The sequence below is a fragment of the Rheinheimera sp. genome, from assembly GCF_965283995.1.
Taxonomy (GTDB): Bacteria; Pseudomonadota; Gammaproteobacteria; order Enterobacterales; family Alteromonadaceae; genus Pararheinheimera.
In genome coordinates, this window is sequence record NZ_CBDIQG010000001.1 from 418,805 (window position 1) to 438,609 (window position 19,805).

Sequence of the window (19,805 nt, forward strand, 5' to 3'; positions counted from 1 at the left end):
GATTTTAAGGTCGGACAGCGTTGGCCACAGCTAATGATCGATGGCTCAGTATTGCGCGCTATTAATCAGCTTGCGGCTGAATTCGTGAACCGGGTTGGCGAAAATCTCAGCCGTCGGACCATAATCCAGGCATTCGCCACGATGTAACACCATCGTATGATCGGCAAAGTGTCGAACCAGCCGCAGCTGGTTTGTGATCAGCAGATAGGCAATACCAGTGTTTTGCTGTAGCTCCAGCAACAGGTTGACGATTTGTGCCCGTAACGACGGGTCCAATGCTGTCAACGCTTCGTCCAGTATTAGCACTTTGGGATCCAGGATCAAGGCGCGCGCCAGTGCAACACGTTGCAGCTGACCACCAGAAAACATATGCGGATAATAATTGGCATGTTCATTTAATAAACCTAACAGCCTCAGCGTTTGGCTGATTTTCTGCTCACGCTGTTCAAAACTCAGCACCGTACTGTAGCGCAACACGGCATGCAGGATCTCGGCAATTTTCTGATTTGGATTCAGCGAGCGTGCTGGGTCCTGAAAGATATAGCGGATAAACTGATTTGTTTTGCGATACTCACTGCAATTGATCTGATTGCCGGCATACCAAATTTCGCCTTGATCCGGTTGTTCAATCCCGACCAACAGTTTTGCCAGCGTGCTTTTACCAGACCCTGTTTCGCCAACAACAGCCAGTGTTTCTCCCGCTTGCAGGGTAAAGCTGACACCAGCCAACGCTATGATTTCTTTATGGTTAAACAGGCCGGTAGCTTTACGATAGGTTTTGCCCAGGTTGCGTACTTCGATCAAATCACTCATCGGCACTGCTCCGCTGAATGGGGAAATGGCAGCTGAAAAAATGGTTTTGCTGGCGTTCAAGTTGTGGTGTTTTCACACACTCTTTACGCGCATTAGGGCAACGTGGTCCCAGTCTGCAGCCAATCGGCAAGTGTTGTAGCGTAGGGATGCTGCCGTGCAATGCATAAAGTTGTTGTTTGAAACCCAGATCTGGCTGGAACTCCGGCACACTGCGGATCAGCGCATCGGTATAAGGGTGTCGTGGGTTTTGCAGCAAGCCCGCCGTATCACCAGCTTCAACCAGTTGGCCACAATACAACACGCTCAGCGTATCGGTATTTTTGGCGACAGTCTCCAGCTCGTGACTGATCAGCAGAATAGACGTGCCTTTGAGTTGATTAAAGCTTGCAAGCAGGCGGAATAGTTGTGCCTGCGTCGTACTTTCCAGCGCGGTCGTCGGTTCGTCGGCAATCAGTAGTTTCGGATCTTTGGCGATAGCCATCGCAATAGATATTTTTTGACACACCCCTTCCGACAGCTGATAGGGATAACTGTTCAGTACGGCCTGATGATCACGGATCCCGACTTTATGCAGCAGATTCACCGCGCGTTTGCGGCGAAAATAACCTCGCTGCCACCAGGAGACACCTTCGACCAAGTGATCGGGCACGGATTCAGCCAGTTGCTCGCCGATTGGCGCTGTTGGATCCATGCTACGACTGGGTTCCTGATAGATCATCGCGATGTCACGGCTGATGATCTCACGTTGCCGTCGATAAGGCAGGCGTAACAAGTCTTCGCCACACCAACTGAATCTGTCGGCAGAGATATGCCAGCGCTCATGTAATACGCCCATAATAGCTTTGGCAATCAAGCTTTTACCTGAACCTGACTCACCAACCAGACCGCGAACTTCACCCTCTTTGAGCGATAAGTTGACGCGGTCAACGGCTCGGACAATACCATCAGGTGTTTCCAGTTCCAGAGTCAGATTGCGGATATCCAATAACTGCATCAGCTTTCCCGCCGTTTTTTCATCGCTTTGCGCAGGCCGTCGCCGACCAAATTGATCGACAACACAGTGATAAAAATCAATAAACCGGGCAGGGCAACAGTCCAGGGGGCCAGATAAATCGAATCGAGTGCATCGGCGACCATACTGCCCCATTCTGGTGTTGGCGCCTGTGCACCTAACCCAAGAAACCCCAGTGCAGCAATATCCAGAATGGCGGTGGATAACGCCATCGTAAACAACAATGAGACAGGTTCCCAAAGATTGGGCAATACCACCGACCAGAGGATTTGCCAGTTGTTGGCACCATCCAGACGATAAGCGACCACATAATCCTGCTTCAGTTGTTGTTGAATGGCGTTGCCAACGCCATGAACAAATTGCGGCAATAACGCCAGCATAATGGCCCAGATTGTGTTCATCAGACCGGGGCCGAGCACTGCGACGATCACAATGGCCAACAGCAGGCTGGGAATGGTCAGAGCCAGATCAAGCAGGTGGTTAAAAATACTGGATTGGACGCCACGTGTCATACCGGCCAATACCCCCAGTAACAGGCCGATCAACATCGAACCCAATACAGCCAGTATGGCAAGACCAAAGCTGTAACTGGCACCCAACATCAGGCGGGACATTAGATCCCGCCCCAAATCGTCGGTGCCAAAAGGATAAGAAACCAAGCCATTGCCTTGCCAGGACGGCGGCAGCAGTAATAACTCAGAATTTTGTAAATAGGGGTCGTGTGGAGTGGCAAAAGGACTGATGACCGCCAACAGCACCAGAACAAACAAAATAATCAGACCAAATAAAGCGAAGTGCTGTGGCACAAAATGCCGCCACAGCAGCTGGTAAGGCTTTTTATTGTACTCTTCGTAATACAAGCGCAACTTTTTCATCAGAGCTTCCGCGCCAGTGGGTTAAACAGCGTATGCAAGATCTCGGTCAACATGTTGACGCAAATCACCAGACTCGAAACAACCAATAATCCTGCTTGGATCGCCGGATAATTGCGCTGGTAAATGCTGTCGATCAGCCATTGTCCAATCCCCGGCCAGGAGAAAATAACTTCGGTCAGCATCGCGAGTGTGATCAGCGTACTGAATTGCAGACCAACCTGCCGGGTGACCGGCAGCAGGGCATTACGCAGGCCATGCCGGTACAGCACCTGCGCGCGCGACAACCCTTTAGCTCTGGCGGTTTTAATATAATTTTGTTCCAGCACTTCGAGCATGGACTGACGCACAAAGCGGATCATCACGTTGGTCGGGTAACTGGCCAGAATCAAGGTCGGTAACGTCAGATGTAACATCGCATCGTAGGCTGCAGCGCTGCGGTCAATTGCCGGCGTCAGAAGGATATCGATAAACACAAACCCAGTCTGGGCAGGCACCTCAAACAGAACGCCGAGCCGGCCTGATGTAGGCAACCAGCCGAGTTGAAGTGAAAACAACATAATACAGATTAGCGCCAGCCAGAACACCGGCATGGAATAGCCAATCAGTGCCAGCCCGGATATGAGCTTGTCCAGCACACTGCCTTTTTTTACTGCCGCCAACAGTCCTAATGGAATACCAACCAGCAGACTCAGGCAAAGGGCATAAGATGCCAGCTCCAGTGTTGCCGGCAACACACGGCCAATCTCGTGTAACACACTTTGCTGACTGGCAAACGATAGCCCCCAGTTACCGTCCAGTAATCTGCGGTTGTATTCGATATACTGTTGCCACAGACTTTGGTCCAGCCCAAGGCTGTGCTGCAATTGCTGGTGTTGCTCGGGCGTGATATCCCGCAACCCAGTCAGGTTACTGACCAGATCGCCGGGAAACAGATAGTTCAGGCTAAATACAAAGATGGTCAATGCTACAAAAACAAAGCCAAGTAAAAACAACCGGCGGGCGAGATAGCGCAGGATCATGGTGTTTTCCCGGCATGAACAAAACTGATACCGCCATAAGGGTTGATACTAACCCCCTGGACCCTGCTGTTTTTAACCTGAAAGCGTTTTGAGTGTGCGATTGGCACCAGTGGCATTTGTTCCTGCAGATACTGCTGGGCTGCCAGATAATAACTGCGACGCTGCGGTACATCAGTCGTTTGCAGTGCACTGGCAATAAACTGGTCAAAATGTTCATCACACCAGTTGGCGCGGTTGCTACCGGATACTGCTGCAGCACAGCTTAACAGTGGCCGCAGGAAATTGTCCGGATCTGCGTTATCAGCTGACCAGCCAATCAGCACCGAATCATGTTCTCCCTGACCCAGTTTACGGCGAAAAGTATTCCATTCGTAGGACACAATGCGGGCCCGTACGCCAATGACCCGCAAATCCGCTTGGATCAGTTCCGCCATTTTTTGCGCATTCGGATTATACATACGCTGCACAGGCATGGCCCAGATATCGAGGCTAAAGCCATTGGGATAACCTGCTTCCTTTAATAACTGGCGGGCTTTTTCCGGGTTAAAACTATCGGTGGCAGTGTCTTTGCGGTATGCCCATGAGTTGGGCGGCAGTACAGAGGTTGCTTCTTCCGCCTGGCCGAAATAAACCGCCTGTAAAATGTTGGGTTTATTGATTGCCAGGCCTAACGCCTGTCGCACTTTGACCTGATTAAAAGGTGCTTTTTGTGTATTAAAGGCCCAGAAGCCAACGTTCATGCTGGTTTGTTGATCGACGCGAAAATCGGCGCGATTTGACAGCATTTGTAATTCTGCCAGGCGCGGGATAGGTGCAACATCGCACTCCTGCGTCAACAACTTGGCCAGGCGTTTGGTATTATCCGGCACAATATCGATCACCAGTTGCGCCAGTGAGCCATGTTCGCGCCAATACGCCGGATGCCGGTAGTACCGTATCAGGACGTCTTTTTGATATTCGCGGAACATAAAAGGCCCGGTACCGACCGGCATTAGGTCGAGTTGGGCTTTTTGGTTGCTCTGTACCAGCGTATGCCCGTACTCCGCCGAAAGAATCGCAGCAAAGTCGGTTGCGAGTACTGATAAAAATGAGCTGTCTGGCTGATTCAGCCGGAATTCGACCTCATCACTGCTAAGTGCGGTGACGCTTTGAATGCGTTGACGCCACTCGATGCTGTCAAAGTATGGGTACTCAGTCGCCGTTTGAAAAAACGGATGGTCAACCAACAACATTCGGTTGAAGGTAAAAGTGACATCCTCAGCGCTCAATGTACGCGTCGGTGAAAAATATGCAGTATGGTGGAATTGCACATCGTGACGAAGTTTAAACCGATAAGACAAACCATCAGCACTGACTTGCCAGCTGTGCGCCAAAGCAGGTTTTAACGCACCGCTTGCCGGATCAATATCCAGCAAGCGGTCATACAAATGTTGGCTAATCGCATCAATGGTAGTGCCTGAAGTGACCAGTTGCGGGTTAAATGTTTCTGGTGAGCCTTCGGCACAATAGACCAGTCCATTGATGCTATCAGTAGAGGTGGCCGGCTGGCAGGCAGCTAACCACAATACCAGACTGAGGCTGCCTAAACGGCATGGGATTGAATTCATTGTTGGCTGTCTAACAGTTTGTATTTTTTCATATATCCACGAAGTTGATGATACGTGAGATTTAATGCATCCGCAGTCTTTTTCTGGTTGTACTGGCAGGCAGCCAGTGCTTGTTTAATCAAGGTTACTTCGTAGTTTTCAGACAGCAGTTTAAAATCCTGCATTTGGGAAAAATCAAACTGTAATGCCGATGTCGCGTGTGTCGGTGCTGGCATGGATACCACTTGCGGGGCAGGGCTAGCGCCCGGTGTCGCGATCGGCGCATTGATTTGGCGGTCAACAGTCCGGACCCGAGCCTGCGGGCGAAATGGTGAGGCAAATGGGTCAAACAGGATATCGTGGACCGGCACGTACGGATTGTTGGTGCGATACACACTGCGCTCGACCACATTTTTCAGTTCCCGCACGTTGCCCGGCCAGTCATAGTCCATTAGTTGGCGCTTGGCTCTGTCGCTAAAACCACTGAACAGCTCGAAGTTCAGTTCCCGCGCCATATTGATCGCGAAGTGCTCAGCCAGTTGCATGATATCTTCCTGTCGCTCGCGCATCGGCGGTAACGTGATCACATCAAATGCCAATCGGTCTAACAGGTCTGCACGAAACTCACCGCGTTCGGCCATGCCAGGTAAATCTTCATTGGTCGCGCAGACTAAGCGCACATCTACTTTGATAGGTCTGCTGCCGCCAACCCGTTCAAATTCGCCGTATTCAATCACCCGCAGTAATTTTTCCTGCACCAATCCCGGAGTATTGGCCAGCTCGTCGAGAAACAAAGTGCCGAAATTAGCGCGTTCAAAGCGGCCTTCATGACGTTTGCTGGCACCGGTAAAAGCGCCGGCCTCATGGCCAAATAACTCACTTTCCAGCAAATTTTCATTTAATGCAGCACAGTTCAGCGTTAGATAATTTTGGTCCCAGCGTTGCGATAAGTAATGCAGCCGCGCTGCGATTAACTCTTTACCAGTACCGCGTTCGCCGATAATGAGTACTGGTTTATTCAATGGGGCAATCTGGGAGACCTGATCCAATACGTTGAGAAAACTGTTAGATTGGCCTATCAGATTGTCTTGTTGAAATGCGCGTGCCATGAGACTGCCATTTAGTGGTTAAATTTGCTAATTAGTAGTCTATTTGAAAGTGAGCTTTGGCAACAGCATTTAGTGAAAATAAATAAGTCGATAAAATACAATGACTTATAATTGTTTGTAGAGTTGGCAAGGATCCTGAATAAGATTATCTGACTCAATCAGACACCAAACGAGGTAAACATCATGGGTATTTTCTCTCGCTTCTCAGACATCGTGAATTCAAATATCAACGCACTGTTGGATAAAGCTGAAGATCCGGAAAAAATGGTCCGCCTGATCATTCAGGAAATGGAAGATACATTAGTCGAAGTGCGTTCAACCTCTGCCAAAACCATCGCAGAGAAAAAAGAATTGCAGCGTGTAGTCAGCCGACTGGAAGAAGATGTGGCCGACTGGCAAGGTAAAGCCGAACTGGCGCTGAGCAAAGATCGTGACGATTTAGCCCGCTCAGCATTAATCGAAAAACAGAAAGCCGCAGATCAGGCCGCATCAGTAAATGCTGACATTGCAAATTTAGATTTACATATCAGTAAGTTACAGGATGAAGTTTCGCAGTTGCAGGAAAAGCTGGCGGATGCCAAAGCGCGGCAGAAAACTATGCTGATGCGTCAGCAAACAGTAGCATCGCGGTTGGAAGTGAAAAAATCACTGGACAGCACCCGGTTGAACGATGCGATGTATAAGTTTGAACGTTACGAGCAAAAGATCGACAATCTGGAAGCTCAGGTCGAATCTTACGACTTAGGTAAAAAGACTCTGCGCGATGAATTCGCAGAGCTGGCTTCTCAGGACAAAATTGATTCTGAACTGGCCGCGCTGAAAGCAAAAATGAACCAAGAGAATAACGCCTGATTATCAGGCGTTTCTGGAGCCGAACATGGATATTACCGAAGCTTTTGCGATACCGATGATCATCTTTATGATTTGTGTGGCACCAATCTGGATCATTATGCACTATCGCAGCAAACGCAAAATTTCAGAGGGCCTGTCCGAGCATGAACTGGCGCAACTGAATGATTTATCAGTGAAAGCTGAGCGAATGGCGGACCGGATCAAGACGCTGGAGGCCATCCTGGATGCAGACGCACCAAATTGGAGGCGTAAACATGAGTAGCAAACGTCGCGAGCTGTTGCGGGATGACCGCAACGGCAAAATCGCCGGAGTCTGTGCCGGTATTGCCGATTACTTCGGTTGGGAATTGTGGCTGGTGCGTGTGGTCGTTCTGGCATCAGTATTGCTGGGGTTCGGCGGTATTTTACCGGTCCTGTATCTGGTTGGCTGGATAGTACTGGAGAAAAAATCGGTCGCTGAACAACGCAGTGGCGAGCCGGTTCGGGCTGCTGCAGAGCGTCCGGTGGAAGTAAAAACCCGGGTCTGGCAACGCGGTGAAGCACCACCCCGTGCCCTGAATCATCTGAAACAACAGTTTGACAGCATCGAATACCGGTTGCGTGATATGGAATCTTATGTCACGTCCAGTAAGTTTCAGTTACATCGCGAGTTTAATAAACTCTGATAGCCGGCAATAGCCGCTCAACAACCGCAGGAAGTGCGTAACTGATGGAATTTCACCTGCCAGGCCGCGCCAGAGAACTTGGGCAACGTCTGGCGAATCAGCATCTGCGTTTGGGGATAACTGGTGTCAGTGGTGCAGGTAAAACTGCATTTCTCACCAGTTTCATCCATCAGCTCACAAAGACGCAACAGCCTCAGCTGCCGTTTTTTCAGGTCATGCAACAACAACGTTATTTGGGCGGGCAGTGTGTGCCGAACCTGATGGCACAACGCGCGCGTTTTCCATTTGAGTTGAATTTGCAGCAATTACAACAAGGTCAGTGGCCTGCTTCTACAACGGCGCTGAGTCAAATTACTCTACAGCTGCGTTATAAACCGCAGAGTCCGTTAAAACAAAAACTGCTGGAATGGCAAACACTGACGCTGGAGATCACTGATTATCCTGGTGAATGGTTGCTCGATTTGCCAATGCTATCCCTGGACTACGCCACCTGGTGTGACAACGTCTGGGCGATGTTAGACACAGAAAGTGTGTCTACGCTCGCGGAACCATTCCGTCGGCAACTGCAGCTGGCCGATGCGGCCGGTGGGCCTTTGGTTCTGCAGCAGTTAACCGATCTGTATCAGCAACTGCTGCAGACCCTGAAACAACAACAACTCAGTCTGATCCTGCAGCCTGGCCGGTTATTACGTCCGGCCGAACTGGCTGGTGCGCCTTTATTACAACTATTTCCATTGTTGCCTGCTCAGTTGAAGCAGGACAACACCTTAACACGCCAGCTTAAACAGAATTTCGACGATTATAAGCACAAAGTGGTTGAGCCATTTTATCGGGACTATTTCGCCGGGCTGGATCGCCAGGTGATTATGGCGGACTGCCTTGGCGCGCTGAATCGGGGACATCATGCGATGCAGCAATTGCAACAGGCGTTGATGTTAATCATGCAGCATTTTTCTTACGGCCCCGACAGCTGGTGGCGCCGGATCTGGCAGCCGCGCATTGATAAAGTGTTATTTGTCGCGTCCAAGGCTGATTTGTTGACGCCGGACCAGCACCGTAACCTGCTGTTATTGTTACAGCAGATGCTGCAACAGCCACTGTACCAGCGACGTTATCAACGCTGTGAGACTGAAGCGCTGGCTGTCGCGGCAGTGGTTAGTTCAGAACTGGGCCAGGTAAAAACGCCGGAAGGGAATAAGTCATGCCTGCGCGGTCGGTTGGCCACGACCGGCGAATTGCAGCTGTTGTACCCGGGCGAAGTACCGTTATCCATGCCATCGTCCTTATTGTTTCAGCACCACCAGTTCGCTTTTCCTGAGTTTCTGCCGCTGATTGGTCCTGATTCGTTGTTTCCTGAGCAACTGCGAATGGATCAAGCGCTGCAATTTTTGCTTGGAGATCACTTGCAATGAAACCCTTAAAATCGGCAGAACAATTTAATGTTGATGAGTTTGTCAGCGTAAAGCCGGCCACTGTTGAGATCCCGCTGGCACAGCCTCAACAATTTTCTGCCGATGCATTTGTATCCGTGAATGAAGTATCAGACAGAGCGAATGATATGCCCAAGGCTATCAACAAAGCCGGGATCTCGCGCTGGCTTGGGGTAGGTCTCAGCCTTGTGCTGCTGGTGGCGTTGCTGCAATGGGCCGAATTTGTCCAGGACAGCCTGAATAGCAGTGTTGTACAAGGCGCTGCGGCACTGGCTCTGACCGGTTTTGGTGTGGCGGCGCTGACTAAAATATGCTGGAGTAGCTGGCGCGGCCGGCGTCAGCATGCAGAACGCCAGTCCTGGCGGCAGCAAGGTGCAGCCATGCAAAATAGTCTGCAGTACGGGCAGGCAACTGCGTTATGTCAGCGCATGTTAAAACAAACGCCGGCGTCGGCCGAGGCGTTTTATGCGCAGCAAAATCCACAACTATCCGATGCAGAAACGTTGCAGCTGTTTGATTTGCTGGTGTTACAACCGTTGGATCAGCAGGCTGCGGTCTACATCAGTGCAGCGGCAAAACAAGCCGGCATGGCGGTGGCATTAAGTCCATTCGCGCTGGCCGACATGGCATTAGTGAGCTGGCGTGCCTGGCGTTTGCTGGCCGAACTTTCAGCTTTGTATGGCGTGCAAATCGGTGCTTTGCAGCGGCTGGCGCTGATTAAAAAATTCGCAAATTTGTTGTTTTGGACTGGTGCGACTGAACTGGCGATTGATATTGGCGGCGATTTTCTTGGGGTAGAGCTAAGCAGTAAATTGTCGGCGCGTGCCGGTCAGGGCGTGCTGGCTGGTCTTATGTTGGCGCGGCTGGGCCGATTTATCCAACAGGAATTGCGGCCCTTACCGTTAGTGACGCAACAAGCAACGGTGCAACCGTTGTTACAGTCGCTGTTACAACGGTTGCTGCAACGACCGCCTGCACAATAATATTTACAAATCTACAGTTCAGACCTGCGGCGGCTGCGCCGCAAACAGACAGACAGATGTCTGCATGCCTTGTCGTGGTTATAACTTGTTTGCTTAATTGTTTGATAATTTTATCTAAGCAGTCAGGTTGTTATGAGCAGTAGCAGTAAACACGCAGAAACGATGTGCATCCATGCCGGTAAGACCTATGACCGGCAGTTTGGCAGTCTCGCCACACCTCTGTACCAAACTTCCACTTTTGTGTTTGATAGTGCCGAGCAGGGCGCTGCGCGCTTTGCCGGTGAAACCGAAGGTTATATTTATACCCGGCTTGGCAATCCGACCACCCGCGAGCTCGAGCTGAAAGTGGCGGCGCTGGAAGGAATGGCGGACGGCGCAGCAACTGCTACCGGTATGGGCGCTGTGGCTGCTGCGACTTTGGCTTTCCTGCAGCAAGGTGACCATCTGATCGCCAGTCATGCGATTTATGGTTGTAGTTTTGCTCTGTTTAATCACCAGTTTGCCCGCTATGGCATCGAAGTCAGTTTTGTCGACATGACTGACCACGCTGCCGTCGAAGCTGCTCGCCGGCCCAATACCCGCATGCTGTTTGCCGAAACGCCGATTAATCCCAATCTGGTGGTGTTAGATCTGGAATTCCTTGGTCAGTTTTGTCGCCAACATCAGATCAAATCAGTGATCGATAACACATTCCTGACCCCATTGCTGCAGCAGCCGGCGCGGTATGGTATCGATATCATCATCCATAGCGCGACCAAATATCTGAACGGTCACGGCGATGTCGTCGCCGGTATTATTCTGTCGGATGCTGACACTATCCAGACCATCAAGCTGACGACCCTGAAAGATATGGGCGCGACTATCAGCCCCCATGATGCCTGGCTGATTATCCGCGGCTTAAAGACTTTATCAGTGCGGATGGAGCGTCATTGTCAGAACGCGCAGCGCGTAGCTGAATTTTTGCAGGCACATCCTGCAGTTGCCACTGTGTATTATCCAGGTTTGCCCGGTCATCCTGGCCACCGATTTATCGGGAGTCAGATGAAAGCCGCCGGCGGCGTGCTGGCGTTTGAATTAAAAGGCAGTCTGGAAGATGGCCGGTATTTTATCAACCAATGTGAGTTATTAAGTCTGGCAGTCAGTCTTGGCGATGCTGAGTCTCTGATCCAACATCCGGCATCCATGACCCATAGTCCATACACTGCAGAAGAACGCCGGTTGGCTGGTATCAGCGATGGGCTCATCCGCATTTCCGTGGGACTCGAGCATGTTGAGGATATTATTGCCGACTTGCAGCAAGCCTTGGTAAAGATGCAGTTACAGCAAAAATAATTATTTAAAACAGTTGGTTGCGTTGCTGGTGTGATGCCTTGTACATTTTTTTGCACAGTTGTGCAGACGTCAGTTTGTGGCGCTGGGTTAACAGCTCAGATGCAATCCACTAGGATGCCAGCCATTCAGCCAGCCCAACCGAGGCAGGCAAGCAGAATTAACAGGTTGTAACATGACATCTTACGTATCCCGTGAATCGGATGCCGACGGCATTATTGCCTGGTCCGACGAAGAGAACCAGATTTGGTCAGATCTGATCAAGCGCCAGCTCAGTTGCATTCAAGGCAAGGCCTGCAATGAATACATGGCCGGCTTGCAACGACTCAATCTGCAACAAGATCGCATCCCTCAGCTGCATGAAGTGAATGCTGTTCTACAGGCTACCACTGGTTGGCAATGTGCCGAAGTGCCGGCCCTCATCAGTTTCGATCGCTTTTTTGAATTGTTGGCGAATAAACAGTTCCCGGTCGCCACTTTTATCCGCAGTCGCGAAGAGTTTGATTACCTGCAGGAACCGGATGTGTTCCACGAAATTTTTGGCCACTGCGCCATGCTGACTCATCCTGATTTTGCCGAATTCACTCATATGTACGGCAAGCTTGGCTTGGCGGCCAGTAAGCAGGATCGGGTGTATTTGGCCCGGTTGTACTGGTTCACTATTGAATTTGGTCTGATTGATACCCCGGATGGGTTGCGCATTTATGGTGGTGGCATTCTGTCGTCTCCCGGTGAAACCCAATATGCGATCCATTCTGACATCCCACAGCGTAAGGTTTTGGATGTGGTGGACGTATTTCGCACGCCATATCGCATCGACATTATGCAACCTATTTACTTCCGCATTCAGAGTATTCGTCAGCTGTTTGACATCGCACAAATGGACCTGATGACGTTGGTGCAACAAGCCAAGGCCTTGGGTCTACACGCGCCTATGTTTGCGCCGAAAGAGAAAAAAGCCAGTTAATTTTAATGAAAATGAGTACAACAATGACTGAACTTGCCAGACAAAAATGTGAAGCGTGCCGTGCCGATGCACCACGAGTATCGGATGAAGAATTACCGCAACTAATGCGGCAAATTCCGGATTGGACTCCGGTGGTCCGGGATGGCATTTTGCAACTGGAACGCGAATACAAGTTTAAAAACTTTAAGCTGGCTTGGGCTTTCCATCACAAAGTGGCGGAACTGGCCGAAGCAGAAGGCCATCACCCGGCATTGCTACTGGAATGGGGCAAACTGACCGTGACCTGGTGGTCACATTCCATCAAAGGCTTGCATAAAAATGACTTTATTTGTGCTGCCAAAACGGATGCGCTGCTAGCGACTGAGTAAACCAGCATGTACCGTTGAGAAAAGCTGCCCCGGCAGCTTTTTTTTCGCGTTGAATTTAGCTTGAGATCCTGCTCACGTTCACAAAAGTTTACAAAAGGGCTGGTCCGAAGCTTGTGCTTTGCCGTATGATAAAACTACCTGTCATCTCGCAAGGTTGTCATACAGATGCGCTTAGAAATTCATTGTCAGGACCGTGTTGGTATCGCTCAGGAAGTATTAAACATCCTGGTGTCATTTCAGATTGATCTGCGCGGTATTGAAGTTGATCCCGAATTAGGCCGGATGTTTGTTGCCTTTCCAACGGTCGATTTCGAAAAGTTCCAGGACCTCATGGCGAAAATTCGCCGTATTCCAGGCGTCGAGGACGTCAAAACCACTGCTTTTATGCCATCAGAACGTGAACACAATGAGCTGTTCACGCTGCTAAAAACTCTGCCGGATGGTGTGATAGCGATCGACACCAAAGCCAATGTGACCGTGATCAATGAAGCCGCCCTCGACGCGCTGACGCTGCAGCGCGACGAAGTTGCCGGTTTACCTCTGTCGCCTTTGGTCAAAGGATTTAATTTTCAGCGCTGGCTGGAAAGCGATGATGTGCTGGCGCAAACCCGCAAAATTGAAATTCATGGTAAGAAATTTATCGCGGATATTCTGCCGGTGATGGTGCCTGCCGAGGCGGGTCATGAAATTCTGGCCGGAGCCGTGATCACATTAAAATCAGAGAGCCGGCTCGGTGAGCAAATGGTGGCATTTAAAAAAGGCGACCAGGAAAGCTTCAATTCGATTCAGGCCAGCAGCAACCTGATGCGTAAAGTGGTGCGGGAAGCGAAAAAAATGGCCCAGCTCGACGCGCCGATTTTAATTACCGGTGAAACCGGCACCGGTAAAGAATTGCTGGCGCGGGCATGTCACGGCGCCAGCAGCCGCGCGGGCAAACCATTTCTTGCCGTCAATTGTGCTGCATTGCCGGATAATGTTGCTGAGTCTGAATTGTTTGGTTATGGCCCGAACGCCTTTCCGGGCACAACCGAAGGTAAAAAAGGCATTTTTGAGCAGGCCAACCGCGGGACCGTGTTTTTGGATGAGATTGGCGAAATGTCACGCGAGATCCAAACCAAACTGTTGCGCTTTTTACAGGACGGCAGTTTTCGCCGTGTGGCAGATGAAAACGAAGTGCGGGTTGATGTGCGGGTAATTTGTACCACACAAAAAGATTTACCCGGCATGGTGCAGGAAGGGCGTTTTCGCGAAGATTTGTATTACCGCCTGAACGTACTGACGTTAGTGCTGCCGCCGCTGAGGGACCGCAAGCAGGATATAGTGCCACTGGCAGAGCATTTTATGGCTCGTCTGGCGGCACGCTTGGGTCGTAAACCGCCAAAACTTACCGAAAATTGTGCCAGTTTCATTCAGCAATATCCCTGGCCAGGTAACGTGCGGCAATTGGAGAACGCATTGTATCGCGCGGTGACGCTGCTAGAAGGCGCAGAGCTCGACAAAGAACAGTTGCAGTTGCCAAGTTACACCAACGATTTTGGTTATCTGGAGAAAGATTTTGACGGCACGCTGGATGAAGCAGTAAAACGCTTTGAAGCCAGTTTATTGCGAAAACTATTCCCGGCTTACCCAAGTTCGCGTCAACTGGCGAAAAAACTCGGTTTAAGTCATACCGCAGTGGCAAATAAATTGCGTGAATATGGTATCAACCGCAAGAGTGTAAAAATTTAATTACGCTTTGTCCTGCATTCGCTACTGGAAAAAGGCCGTTTTGCCCGCAAAACGGCCTTTTTTGTCGATTAAACGACAAAATGCAGTTTTCGTATGCCAAACGATACAAAACGGCTGTTTTGCGCTGTTAGCAGTATGTAAGCAGCCAAGCTTTCTTTTTCTGTGGCGAACGGCAAGATAGCAGGAATCCCCCTGTATTTATTTTCCGGAGTTTGTCATGTTTGACCCAATCAATCCGCTTGGTACTGATGGTTTTGAGTTTGTTGAGTACACAGCTGCTGACGCGGATGGTATCCGTCAGTTAAAGGAACTGTTTCAGTCACTTGGTTTTTCAGAAGTTGCCCAGCACCGCTCAAAACAAGCCTGGTTATACAAACAGGGCGACATCAACTTTATCGTCAATGCCGAGCCGAATTCACAGGCCGAAGAATTTGCCCGCCTGCATGGTCCGAGTGTCTGTGCCATGGCTTTTCGGGTGAAAGACGCCGCTGCAGCACTGAAACATGCAGTTGCGAACGGTGCGAAGGAATACAAAAATCAAATTGGCCCGATGGAACTGAATATCCCGGGCGTCTATGGCATTGGTTCAAGCCTGCTGTATTTCGTCGACCGTTATGGCCAGAGCTCTGTCTATGACATCGACTTTAAATTTTATGACAACTGGCAGACGACTATGGCGGCGCATGGCGTCGGTCTGGAAGTGCTGGACCACCTGACGCACAACGTCAAACGCGGCAATATGAATGTCTGGGCTGGTTTTTATGAGCGGATCGGTAACTTCCGCGAGATCCGTTATTTTGATATCGAAGGCAAACTGACCGGTCTGGTATCCCGCGCGATGACCGCGCCTTGTGGCAAGATCCGCATTCCAATCAACGAATCGTCAGACGACAAATCTCAAATCGAAGAATTTATCCGTGAATACAAAGGCGAGGGTATCCAGCATATCGCACTGACCACGGAAGATATTTATGAAACAGTACGGACATTACGTAGCCGTGGGATGGATTTCATGCCAACGCCGGATACTTATTACAACAAAGTGAATGCACGGGTCGAAGGCCATACCGAAGATCTGGATGCGCTGCGTGAACTACGTATTCTGATTGATGGCGCGCCGGAAAAAGACGGGATCCTGCTGCAGATCTTCACCAAAACTGTGATTGGTCCGGTGTTTTTCGAAATTATCCAGCGTAAAGGCAACGAAGGCTTTGGCGAGGGGAATTTCAAAGCCTTGTTCGAATCGATTGAAGAAGATCAAATCCGCCGTGGGGTATTAGCAGATGCGTAAATGGGCGCAATTTCCGTTAAAAGAAGGCGATATTTCGCGCCAGGCGCATGCCGATTTCCCGGAACAGGCGATTTATGAACGTGAAACCGGTCGCAGTGGTTTTTTTGGCCCGGCCAGTCATTTTCATCATACCCATGCGCCGACGGGCTGGAGCAACTGGGAAGGGCCGTTAAAACCGCGCTTATTTAACTTCAATGATATCGGCGAAGATAAAACTAATTCGCCGTGGCAAGTGCCGAATTTGCTGCACAATGCGCATTGTAAAATGCGCACATGGCGCCTTGAACAATCGATGGATTTCCTGGTCCGCAACGCCGATGGCGACGAGCTGCTGTTTATCCACGAAGGCAGCGCTGAACTGTTCTGCGATTACGGCCATCTGAGCCTGCGCGATGGTGACTATGTGGTGATCCCACGTTCTACCTGCTGGCGGCTGGAGACTTCTGCACCACTGTTTGTGCTGCTGATTGAAGCGACCAATGATTCTTATCAACTGCCGGAAAAAGGTCTGGTTGGCAATCACGCCATTTTTGACCCGGCGATGCTGGATACGCCAAAAATTGATGATGCCTTTAAAGCGCAGTACAGCGAGCAACAAACCCAGGTCCATGTAAAACGTCATGGTCAGGTCTCGGTGATCACTTATCCATTTAATCCACTGGATGCCATCGGCTGGCACGGCGACTTAGCCGTGATGCGGATCAACTGGCGGGATATCCGGCCACTGATGAGCCATCGCTATCATTTACCGCCATCAGCCCATACCACTTTTGTCGCCAGTCGTTTTGTGGTTTGTACCTTTGTGCCGCGGCCAATTGAAAGCGACCCGGGTGCATTAAAAGTGCCGTTTTACCACAATAACGACGATTACGATGAAGTGCTGTTTTACCACGCCGGTGATTTCTTCAGTCGTGACAACATCGAGCGCGGCATGGTGACCTTCCATCCGGCTGGTTTTACCCATGGACCACATCCAAAAGCCTTCCAGGCTGGCCGCGAGTATCGCAAAAAGTTCACCGACGAAGTCGCGGTGATGCTGGATACCCGTGATGCGCTGGAAATGGGCGCAGCGGCCATGGCCACTGAGAATCCGGATTACGTCAACAGCTGGAAAACTAAACCAGCTGAAACGAAGTAACAGTCTGACAGGAAAGATAAAATGAAATTAGCCAGTCTGAAAAATAGCAGCCGCGACGGCCAGTTAGTCGTCGTCAGCCGCGATTTAACCAAAGCAGTGGCGGTGGCGCATATCGCCGGCACTATGCAATATGCGTTAGATCATTGGTCCGTGGTTGCGCCACAGCTTGCTGAGGTCTACCAGGGCCTCAATCACGGTACTGTTCAGGGCGAATTTGCCTTTGACCAAACGGCCTGTGAATCGCCATTGCCGCGCGCTTACCAGTGGGCCGACGGCAGTGCCTATGTTAACCATGTTGAATTAGTGCGCCGTGCGCGCAATTCAGAGATGCCACCGAGTTTCTGGACTGATCCGCTCATGTACCAGGGCGGCTCGGATGACTTTATTGGTCCTCGTGATCAAATCGATGTGGTCAGCGAAGACTACGGTATTGATTTTGAAGGCGAAGTTGCCGTGATCACCGGTGATGTCGCGATGGCATCCACACCGGAGCAGGCGCGTCAGCAGATTCGGTTAGTGATGTTGGTCAACGACGTGTCGTTACGTGGTTTGATCCCAAATGAGTTGGCCAAAGGTTTCGGTTTTTTCCAGTCCAAACCAGCTTCTGCGTTCAGCCCGGTGGCTGTCACACCAGAAGAACTCGGCACTGATTGGCAGGACGCGAAATTACACCTGCCGCTGGTATCGCACTTGAACGGTAAGCTGTTTGGCAAGCCAAATGCTGGCGTTGACATGACCTTTGACTTCGGTCAGTTGGTGGCGCATGCCGCCAAGACCCGCAATCTCGGCGCGGGTGCCATCATCGGCTCTGGCACTGTGTCAAACAAACAAGGTACTGACTACGGCACCTCAATTGACGAAGGCGGACTGGGTTATTCCTGTATCGCTGAAGTCCGGATGATTGAAACTATCCGTGACGGCGCGCCAAAAACCTCATTCATGAAGTTTGGTGATCGGATCCGGCTGGAAGTACTGGATGGGCAAGGCCAGAGCATTTTTGGTGCTATTGACCAGCAGGTTGTACAGTATCAGCCACGCTGAGCGTCTGGCCGTTCAATCAAATAGCAGTGAAATCAAAATCAAAGGCCGGCATTTGCCGGCCTTTTTTAAACGGAGTTTCTGATGTTGACTTTGTATACCTACTGGCGGTCGTCGGCCGCTTATCGGGTGCGTATTGCGCTGGCTTTGAAAGGGCTGGATGCAACCCAAATCCCGGTGCATTTATTAAAAGATGGTGGTCAGCAGCGTGCTGAACCTTATAAAGCTTTGAATCCTGCTCAGCTGGTACCGACGCTGCAGCATGACTCACTGACGCTGAATCAGTCGCTGGCGATCATTGAATATCTTGATGCTGTCTATCCACAGCAGCCACTGCTGCCGGAAGATCCTGCCACAGCGGCAGTGGTGCGTGCACTGGCGCTGGATATTGCTTGTGACATTCACCCGCTGAATAACCTGCGGGTGCTGCAATATTTAACTGGTACTCTGGGGGTCTCGGAACAGCAAAAAACCGATTGGATCCAGCATTGGCTGCGGCAGGGCTTTGCTGCGCTTGAACAACGGCTGGTGTTGACGGCCGGACTTTACTGCGTTGGTGATCAGGTCACGCTGGCAGACCTCTGTCTGGTGCCACAAGTCTACAATGCGTTGCGCTTTGCCGTTGATTTAACACCGTATCCGCAGATCCAAAAGGTGTATCAGCAGTGTCTGCTGCTACCGGCTTTTAACACAGCAGCGCCGGAGCAACAGCCGGATGCACAAAACTAGCACCGCTCACATTGCGGTGCATTGCTGGCCGGAAACCGCAGTGTAAAAGCGGCACCACCGAGCTCGGATCGGCTCACACTGATGTCGCCCTGATGTTTTTGTACTATGGCCTGGCAGATCGATAAACCCAGGCCCGTACCGGTACCCGCGGCTTTGGTGGTAAAAAATGGTGTGAAAATATGTGGCAGTACCTCATCGGCGATGCCGGGGCCGCTGTCTTCAATACAAACCTGCAGCCAGTTATCCAGTTGGGTTGTGCTAATCCGCAACTGTCCAGCGGTCGGGCCTATCGCTTGTGATGCATTGAGCAATAAGTTGACCAGCAACTGCGTTAACGCTGCCGGTTGTCCCTGCAGCCAAAGTGGGTCAGGCCCAGTGTCTTGCGATACCGTCATATGCGTTTTCAGTTCATTTCGGGTCAATCTCAACGCCATATTGAGCAACGGCTTAAATTCCAGCAGCTGAAATTCAGCATGGTCCGGATGGGAAAATCGCCGCAGGTCCAGCACTAAATCCCGCACCCGCAGCGCGCCTTGCACTGAATCAGCCAGCAAACTTTGGGTGTCCTCGAGTAGCAGTTGCAGATTTTCCTGCTGTTGGAGGACGGCCAACTGCTGCCGCAGTTCCTGCCGAGCAGTGGCGTCGTCACAGTCAGCAATCTGCTGCAATAGCGAAAAATACTGCTGGAATACCGGCAGATATAATTGAAAACTGGTCAGGTTGCTGAGAATGTAGCCAATTGGATTATTCAACTCATGTGCAACGCCGGCAGTCAGAATACCCATGGTCGCCAGACGGTCAGTCTGTTGCCAATGCGCGGGCGTTTGGGGAGATTGCGGATCCTGCGACATGCATGAACTCCAGTTTTGAGAA

The 19,805-nt window shown here is 50.7% G+C and carries 20 protein-coding genes; 13 read left to right on the plus strand and 7 right to left on the minus strand.

The annotated features are described in order from the left end of the window. Positions 1–45: 45 nt before the first annotated feature. Genes ACQ66Q_RS01930 through pspF form a run of 6 tightly spaced genes read right to left on the minus strand, consistent with a single transcriptional unit; the run spans position 46 to position 6,414 of the window. Complete coding sequence (locus tag ACQ66Q_RS01930) at positions 46–813, minus strand: ATP-binding cassette domain-containing protein (RefSeq protein ID WP_430455245.1); 768 nt, start codon at positions 811–813, stop codon at positions 46–48. Continuing rightward, on the minus strand, positions 806–1,807 hold the full coding sequence (locus ACQ66Q_RS01935; RefSeq protein WP_430455246.1) for an oligopeptide/dipeptide ABC transporter ATP-binding protein: 1,002 nt from the start codon (positions 1,805–1,807) through the stop codon (positions 806–808). Before ACQ66Q_RS01935 ends, ACQ66Q_RS01930 begins: the two co-directional genes overlap by 8 nt. After that, positions 1,807–2,700 (minus strand): ABC transporter permease subunit, encoded by an 894-nt coding sequence (locus ACQ66Q_RS01940; protein WP_430455247.1) that lies wholly within the window; start codon positions 2,698–2,700, stop codon positions 1,807–1,809. Before ACQ66Q_RS01940 ends, ACQ66Q_RS01935 begins: the two co-directional genes overlap by 1 nt. After that, entirely contained in the window at positions 2,700–3,719 is a 1,020-nt protein-coding gene (locus ACQ66Q_RS01945) for an ABC transporter permease (protein ID WP_430455248.1), read from the minus strand. The genes ACQ66Q_RS01940 and ACQ66Q_RS01945 overlap by 1 nt, the downstream gene beginning before the upstream one ends. Then, entirely contained in the window at positions 3,716–5,326 is a 1,611-nt protein-coding gene (locus ACQ66Q_RS01950) for an ABC transporter substrate-binding protein (protein ID WP_430455249.1), read from the minus strand. Before ACQ66Q_RS01950 ends, ACQ66Q_RS01945 begins: the two co-directional genes overlap by 4 nt. Further along, on the minus strand, positions 5,323–6,414 hold the full coding sequence (gene pspF, locus ACQ66Q_RS01955) for a phage shock protein operon transcriptional activator (RefSeq protein ID WP_430455250.1): 1,092 nt from the start codon (positions 6,412–6,414) through the stop codon (positions 5,323–5,325). The genes ACQ66Q_RS01950 and pspF overlap by 4 nt, the downstream gene beginning before the upstream one ends. A gap of 183 nt (positions 6,415–6,597) precedes the next feature. Here pspF and pspA point away from each other — a divergent pair, with 183 nt between their 5' ends. The 13 genes from pspA (at position 6,598) to maiA (ending at position 18,932) form a co-directional block, all read left to right on the plus strand. Then, entirely contained in the window at positions 6,598–7,266 is a 669-nt protein-coding gene (gene pspA / locus ACQ66Q_RS01960) for a phage shock protein PspA (protein ID WP_377241963.1), read from the plus strand. 25 nt (positions 7,267–7,291) lie between these two features. Continuing rightward, positions 7,292–7,528 (plus strand): envelope stress response membrane protein PspB, encoded by a 237-nt coding sequence (pspB, locus tag ACQ66Q_RS01965; RefSeq protein ID WP_377241965.1) that lies wholly within the window; start codon positions 7,292–7,294, stop codon positions 7,526–7,528. Further along, positions 7,521–7,931, plus strand: coding sequence for an envelope stress response membrane protein PspC (gene pspC, locus ACQ66Q_RS01970; RefSeq protein WP_208930965.1), 411 nt, complete (start codon positions 7,521–7,523; stop codon positions 7,929–7,931). Before pspB ends, pspC begins: the two co-directional genes overlap by 8 nt. A 44-nt stretch (positions 7,932–7,975) precedes the next feature. Beyond that, a complete protein-coding gene (locus tag ACQ66Q_RS01975) occupies positions 7,976–9,343 on the plus strand; it encodes a YcjX family protein (RefSeq protein ID WP_430455251.1) in 1,368 nt (455 codons plus the stop codon). Further along, on the plus strand, positions 9,340–10,344 hold the full coding sequence (locus tag ACQ66Q_RS01980; RefSeq protein WP_430455252.1) for a TIGR01620 family protein: 1,005 nt from the start codon (positions 9,340–9,342) through the stop codon (positions 10,342–10,344). The genes ACQ66Q_RS01975 and ACQ66Q_RS01980 overlap by 4 nt, the downstream gene beginning before the upstream one ends. A 132-nt stretch (positions 10,345–10,476) precedes the next feature. Beyond that, positions 10,477–11,676: a trans-sulfuration enzyme family protein gene (locus ACQ66Q_RS01985; protein ID WP_430455253.1), complete on the plus strand. Its 1,200-nt coding sequence runs from the start codon at positions 10,477–10,479 to the stop codon at positions 11,674–11,676. A gap of 172 nt (positions 11,677–11,848) precedes the next feature. After that, a complete protein-coding gene (gene phhA / locus ACQ66Q_RS01990) occupies positions 11,849–12,640 on the plus strand; it encodes a phenylalanine 4-monooxygenase (protein WP_430455254.1) in 792 nt (263 codons plus the stop codon). Between the two features lie 23 nt (positions 12,641–12,663). Continuing rightward, entirely contained in the window at positions 12,664–13,008 is a 345-nt protein-coding gene (locus ACQ66Q_RS01995; RefSeq protein ID WP_430455255.1) for a 4a-hydroxytetrahydrobiopterin dehydratase, read from the plus strand. Between the two features lie 165 nt (positions 13,009–13,173). Next, positions 13,174–14,736, plus strand: a complete 1,563-nt coding sequence (gene tyrR, locus ACQ66Q_RS02000) for a transcriptional regulator TyrR (RefSeq protein ID WP_430455256.1) — start codon at positions 13,174–13,176, stop codon at positions 14,734–14,736. Positions 14,737–14,953: 217 nt separating this feature from the next. Further along, positions 14,954–16,027: a 4-hydroxyphenylpyruvate dioxygenase gene (gene hppD, locus ACQ66Q_RS02005; protein ID WP_430455257.1), complete on the plus strand. Its 1,074-nt coding sequence runs from the start codon at positions 14,954–14,956 to the stop codon at positions 16,025–16,027. Beyond that, complete coding sequence (locus ACQ66Q_RS02010; protein ID WP_430455258.1) at positions 16,020–17,165, plus strand: homogentisate 1,2-dioxygenase; 1,146 nt, start codon at positions 16,020–16,022, stop codon at positions 17,163–17,165. The genes hppD and ACQ66Q_RS02010 overlap by 8 nt, the downstream gene beginning before the upstream one ends. Positions 17,166–17,186: 21 nt before the next feature. After that, positions 17,187–18,206 (plus strand): fumarylacetoacetate hydrolase family protein, encoded by a 1,020-nt coding sequence (locus ACQ66Q_RS02015; RefSeq protein ID WP_430455259.1) that lies wholly within the window; start codon positions 17,187–17,189, stop codon positions 18,204–18,206. Positions 18,207–18,287: 81 nt separating this feature from the next. Further along, entirely contained in the window at positions 18,288–18,932 is a 645-nt protein-coding gene (maiA, locus tag ACQ66Q_RS02020; protein ID WP_430455260.1) for a maleylacetoacetate isomerase, read from the plus strand. Here the strand turns inward: maiA and ACQ66Q_RS02025 are convergent. After that, a complete protein-coding gene (locus ACQ66Q_RS02025; protein ID WP_430455261.1) occupies positions 18,929–19,783 on the minus strand; it encodes a sensor histidine kinase in 855 nt (284 codons plus the stop codon). The genes maiA and ACQ66Q_RS02025 overlap by 4 nt on opposite strands. Between the last annotated feature and the right edge of the window lie 22 nt (positions 19,784–19,805).